Below are 4,473 nucleotides of genomic sequence, written 5' to 3' on the forward strand. Positions count from 1 at the left end.
CGGGGGCGGTGCCCGGGTGGGCCACCAGGGCGTCCAGTGGGGTGCGGGCGGCCAGCGCGGCGGTGTGCCGCCAGGCCGCGTAGGCGGCCAGGGCGCCGGCCAGGGCCAGGCCGGTGGTGAGGAGGGAGGTGGTGAGGGTCGGACCGAGCGAGCGGCCGTCGAACCAGTCGGGGAGCTCCCCGAAGAGCAGACCGGCGGCGAGGGCAGGGACGGCGAGCACCCACAGCACGACGTTCATCACGGTCGGGATCCGGGCCGGGTGGGCGGTCTGCGCGGCGGGGACGGCGTCGGCGGACATCCGCGCCCGGCCGGTCCGCCCGGGCGCCCCGACCAGCAGCCACAGCCGGGCCGCGTATCCGGCGGTGAGCACGGCGGTGGCCAGGCCGGCGACCAGGACGGTCCAGCCGACCCCGGCCGGCACCCCGGACTCGTGGCCGAGCGCGGCGTGCTCGGCGGCGCCCAGCACGGCCTCCTTGGAGAAGAAGCCGCTGAACGGCGGGATGGCGACCAGCGCCAGCAGGCCGATGGTCAGCGTCCAGTAGGCGTCCGGGGCCCGTTTGGCGACATCCCCCATGCGTCCCATCGCGGCCAGCGAGTTGGTGCCGACCGCGTGGATGATCACGCCCGCCGCCAGGAACAGCAGCGCCTTGAACGCGCCATGGCTGATCAGGTGGAAGACCGCGGCGCCGCGGTCGCCCACGGCCAGCGCCCCGGTCATGTAGCCGAGCTGGCCGATGGTCGAGTAGGCCAGCACCCGCTTGATGTCGTCCTGGGCGAGGGCGGCCAGCGCCGACCCGATCATGGTGATCGCCGCCATCACGGCCATCACCACCAGCGCGGCGGCCGAGGCGGTGAAGACCGGCAGCAGCCGGGCGACGAAGTAGACGCCGGCCGCGACCATGGTGGCGGCGTGGATGAGCGCGGAGACCGGGGTGGGACCGGCCATCGCGTCGGGCAGCCAGGTGTGCAGCGGGAACTGCGCGGACTTCCCCGCCACCCCGGCCAGCAGCAGTAGCGCGATCAGGGTGGGGTGGTCCAGCTGGAAGTGCGCGGCGGAGCTGGTCAGCCGGGTGTAGATGGTGCTGATCCGGAACGTGCCGGCGTCGGCGGCGAGCGCGAAGACGCCGATCAGGAACGGCACGTCGCCCAGCTTGGTGACCAGGAACGCCTTCAGCGAGGCGGACCGGGCGGCGGCGGTCTCCCAGTAGTGGCCGACCAGGAAGTACGAGCAGATGCCCATGACCTCCCAGCCCACCAGCAGCACGATCAGGTCGTCGGAGTAGACGACCAGCAGCATCGCGGAGGTGAACAGCGAGACGATGGCGGCGTACGAGGGGTAGCGCGGGTCCTCGCGCAGATAGCCGGTGGAGTAGATCTGCACGGCGGTGGCCACCACCCCGACCAGCACCGCGACCAGCGCGGCGAAGCCGTCGACGTGCAGGGCCAGGTCGATGGGGACGGAGCCGGTGTCGGTGAGGCGGGTGGCGGAGTCCACCGGCGTCCCGCCGCCCTGCCGTACGGCGACCACCACGGCCAGCGCCGCGGCGGTCGCGGTGGGCAGCACGGCCAGCGGGCGGGTGAAGCCGGGGGCCCGGCGGCCCAGCAGCAGGCCCGCGAGGGCCCCGAGGAACGGCAGCAGCGGGACGAGTACGGCGGTGGTCGTGATCGTCACGCGGCGGCCTCCGCCTTCTCCGTGCCCGGGCCGCCGTCGGCCGCACCGGCCTCGGGCCGCTCGGCGAGGTCGGTGAGCTTGTCGATGTCCGCGGTACCGCGGCTGCGGTAGACCAGCAGCGTGATGGCCAGGCCGATGCCGATCTCGGCGGCGGCGACGGCGATGACGAACAGGGTGAGCGCCTGTCCCGCGTGGAGGGTGTCGCGCAGCCACACGTCGAAGGCGATCAGGTTGAGGTTGACGGCGTTGAGCATCAGCTCGACCGACATCAGCACCAGGATCGCGTTGCGGCGGGCGAGTACCCCGTACAGCCCGACGCAGAAGAGCAGCACGGCGAGGACGGCCGGATAGGCGAGGTGCATCAGCGCGTCTCCTTGCCGGCTCGGCGGGGCGCGCCGGGGTCGCGAGGGGCGCCCGGGTCGCGGGCGGTGCCGGGGGCGCGGGGGTCGGTGTCGGACTCGGTGGCCGTGCCGCGCCTGCGGGACAGCACGATCGCCCCGACCAGCGCGGCCAGCAGCAGCACCGACAGCGCCTCGAAGGGCAGCACCCAGTGCCGGAAGAGGCTCTGGCCGGTCACCGCGGTGGTGCCCTGGACGGCGCCCTGGACGTCGATCCAGGTGGTGCGGAAGGCGTCCACCACCACCCAGACCAGGGCGGCGGCAGCGGCCAGGGCCACCGCGAGCGCCGTCCAGCGGTTGCCGGAGTCGGCGTCCGGGGAGCGTCCGATCGGCGCCCTGGTCAGCATCAGTCCGAACAGCAGCAGGACCACCACGGATCCCACATAGATCAGCACCTGGACCCAGGCGATGAACTCGGCGGTGAGCAGCAGGTACTCCACGGCCAACCCGCCCAGCGCCACCACCAGCCAGAGCGCGGCGTGCACCAGTTGCCGGGTGGTGACGGTGATGACGGCCGCGCCGAGGGTGGCGATGCCGACCAGCAGGAAGGCGATCTCCACCCCGGTCGGCGAGAGGAAGCCGGGGTGTGCGGCGGCGAGGATCACGCGTCGCCCTCCCCGGGTCGTCCGGGCTGCTCGGCCTGGGCCTGGGCGGCCAGCTTGTCGGCGGCCTTGCGGGCCGCGGCGATCTCCTTCGGCTCCTCCGCGGCCGGGTCGAGCGCGGGCGGTGCGGGCACCGTCCACATCCACTCCCGCAGCCTGTCGCGCTCATGGACGAGTTCGCGGATGTCTGTTTCGGCGTACTCGAACTCCGGCGACCAGAACAGCGCGTCGAACGGGCAGACCTCGACGCAGATCCCGCAGTACATGCACAGTGAGAAGTCGATGGCGAACCGGTCCAGGACGTTGCGGCTGCGCTCGCGCCCTCCCGGCGTGGCGGGCGGCACCGTCTCCTTGTGCGAGTCGATGTAGATGCACCAGTCCGGGCACTCGCGCGCGCAGAGCATGCAGACCGTGCAGTTCTCCTCGAACAGCCCGATCACCCCGCGGGTACGCGGCGGAAGCTCGGGCTGGACGTCCGGGTACTGCCTGGTCTGCGTCTTGCGGGTCATGGTGCGCAGGGTGACGGCCAGGCCCTTGGCCAGCCCGGATCCGGGGATGGTGAAGCGCCCGGCGGGCTTCCCCGCGGAGCCGGCGGCGGAGGACGGACGGGACATCAGGAGATCACCACCTTGACGATGCCGGTGAGGGCGATCTGGGCCAGTGCGAGCGGGATGAGGGTGGTCCAGGCGAACTTCTGCAGCTGGTCCTCGCGCAGCCGCGGATAGGTCACCCGCAGCCAGATCACCACGAAGGCGAGCAGGGCGGTCTTCAGCAGGGTCCACAGCCAGCCGAGCCCGTCGGCGTACGGGCCGTGCCAGCCCCCGAGGAACAGCACGGTGGTCAGCGCGCAGAGCACCACGATCCCCGCGTACTCGGCGAGCAGGAACATCGCGAAGCGCAGCCCGGTGTACTCGGTGTACGCGCCGAAGATGATCTCGGAGTCGGCGACCGGGGCGTCGAACGGCGGGCGCTGGAGTTCGGCCAGCCCGGCGGTGAAGAACACCAGCCCGCCGACGATCTGCCAGGGCACCCACCACCACTCGAAGGCGTCCACGATGCCGGGCAGCGAGACGGTGCCGGCCGCCATCGCCACCGAGGCCGCGGTGAGCAGCATCGGCAGCTCGTAGGACATCAGCTGGGCGGCCGTACGCAACCCGCCGAGCAGTGAGAACTTGTTGGCCGAGGCCCAGCCCGCCATCAGCGCGCCGAGCACGCCCACGCCCATCACGGCGAGCACGAAGAAGATCCCGGCGTCCACGAAGCGCCCGACCGCGTTGCCCGGCCCGATCGGGATCACGATCAGGACCAGCAGGTACGGCAGCAGCGCCACGGCGGGCGCCAGCTGGAAGACGCGGCGGTCGGCCCCGGCCGGCACCACGTCCTCCTTCTGCGCGAACTTCACCCCGTCCGCGACCAGCTGCGCCCAGCCGTGGAAGCCACCCGCGTACATCGGGCCCAGGCGACCTTGCATATGGGCCATGACCTTGTGCTCGGTCTGCCCCACCAGCAGCGGGAACACCAGGAACACCAGGAAGACGGCGAGCAGTCTCAGGGCGACGTCGAGGACGTCGTTCACGCGTCGCCTCCAGTGCGGTCGTGGGGATCGTCGGGGGTGTCGCCGGTTCCGGGAGTGTCGGCGGCGCCGGGGGTCTCGGAGGCCTCGTCCTCGGGGGTGCCGGGGGTCTCCGCGGCATCGGCGCTCGGCGTCGGGGACTCGGGTTTCGGTTCCGGTTCCGGGCGGGGGCCGGGCTCGGCGCTCGGCGTCGGGGACTCGGGTTCCGGTTCCGGGCGGGGGCCGGGC

The 4,473-nt window shown here is 72.7% G+C and carries 5 protein-coding genes and 1 pseudogene; all 6 read right to left on the minus strand.

The genetic code is table 11. From position 1 onward, the window contains the following. Positions 1-1,672, minus strand: a 1,672-nt coding sequence (locus tag E4099_RS29495) for an NADH-quinone oxidoreductase subunit 5 family protein (protein ID WP_135342170.1), incomplete at its 3' end; no start/stop codon positions are given. Next, positions 1,669-2,034 carry an NADH-quinone oxidoreductase subunit NuoK gene (gene nuoK, locus E4099_RS29500; RefSeq protein ID WP_135342171.1) on the minus strand — a complete coding sequence of 122 codons (366 nt, stop codon included), beginning with the start codon at positions 2,032-2,034 and terminating at the stop codon, positions 1,669-1,671. The genes nuoK and E4099_RS29495, both read right to left, overlap by 4 nt. Beyond that, positions 2,034-2,675 carry an NADH-quinone oxidoreductase subunit J family protein gene (locus E4099_RS29505; protein WP_135342172.1) on the minus strand — a complete coding sequence of 214 codons (642 nt, stop codon included), beginning with the start codon at positions 2,673-2,675 and terminating at the stop codon, positions 2,034-2,036. The genes nuoK and E4099_RS29505 overlap by 1 nt, the downstream gene beginning before the upstream one ends. Continuing rightward, entirely contained in the window at positions 2,672-3,286 is a 615-nt protein-coding gene (locus E4099_RS29510; protein ID WP_135342173.1) for a NuoI/complex I 23 kDa subunit family protein, read from the minus strand. Before E4099_RS29510 ends, E4099_RS29505 begins: the two co-directional genes overlap by 4 nt. Beyond that, on the minus strand, positions 3,286-4,248 hold the full coding sequence (locus E4099_RS29515; protein WP_135342174.1) for a complex I subunit 1/NuoH family protein: 963 nt from the start codon (positions 4,246-4,248) through the stop codon (positions 3,286-3,288). Before E4099_RS29515 ends, E4099_RS29510 begins: the two co-directional genes overlap by 1 nt. After that, positions 4,245-4,473, minus strand: a pseudogene (locus E4099_RS33785) (hypothetical protein); the annotation flags it as partial. The gene E4099_RS29515 and the pseudogene E4099_RS33785, both read right to left, overlap by 4 nt.

The sequence above is a fragment of the Streptomyces palmae genome (assembly GCF_004684805.1).
GTDB classification, from domain to species: domain Bacteria; phylum Actinomycetota; class Actinomycetes; order Streptomycetales; family Streptomycetaceae; genus Streptomyces; species Streptomyces palmae.

What these genes read in the sequence shown, in the direction of transcription:
- nuoK (WP_135342171.1), bottom strand. Translation starts at nt 2,034, where the DNA reads ATGCACCTCGCCTATCCGGCCGTCCTCGCCGTGCTGCTCTTCTGCGTC.
- E4099_RS29510 (WP_135342173.1), bottom strand. Translation starts at nt 3,286, where the DNA reads ATGTCCCGTCCGTCCTCCGCCGCCGGCTCCGCGGGGAAGCCCGCCGGG.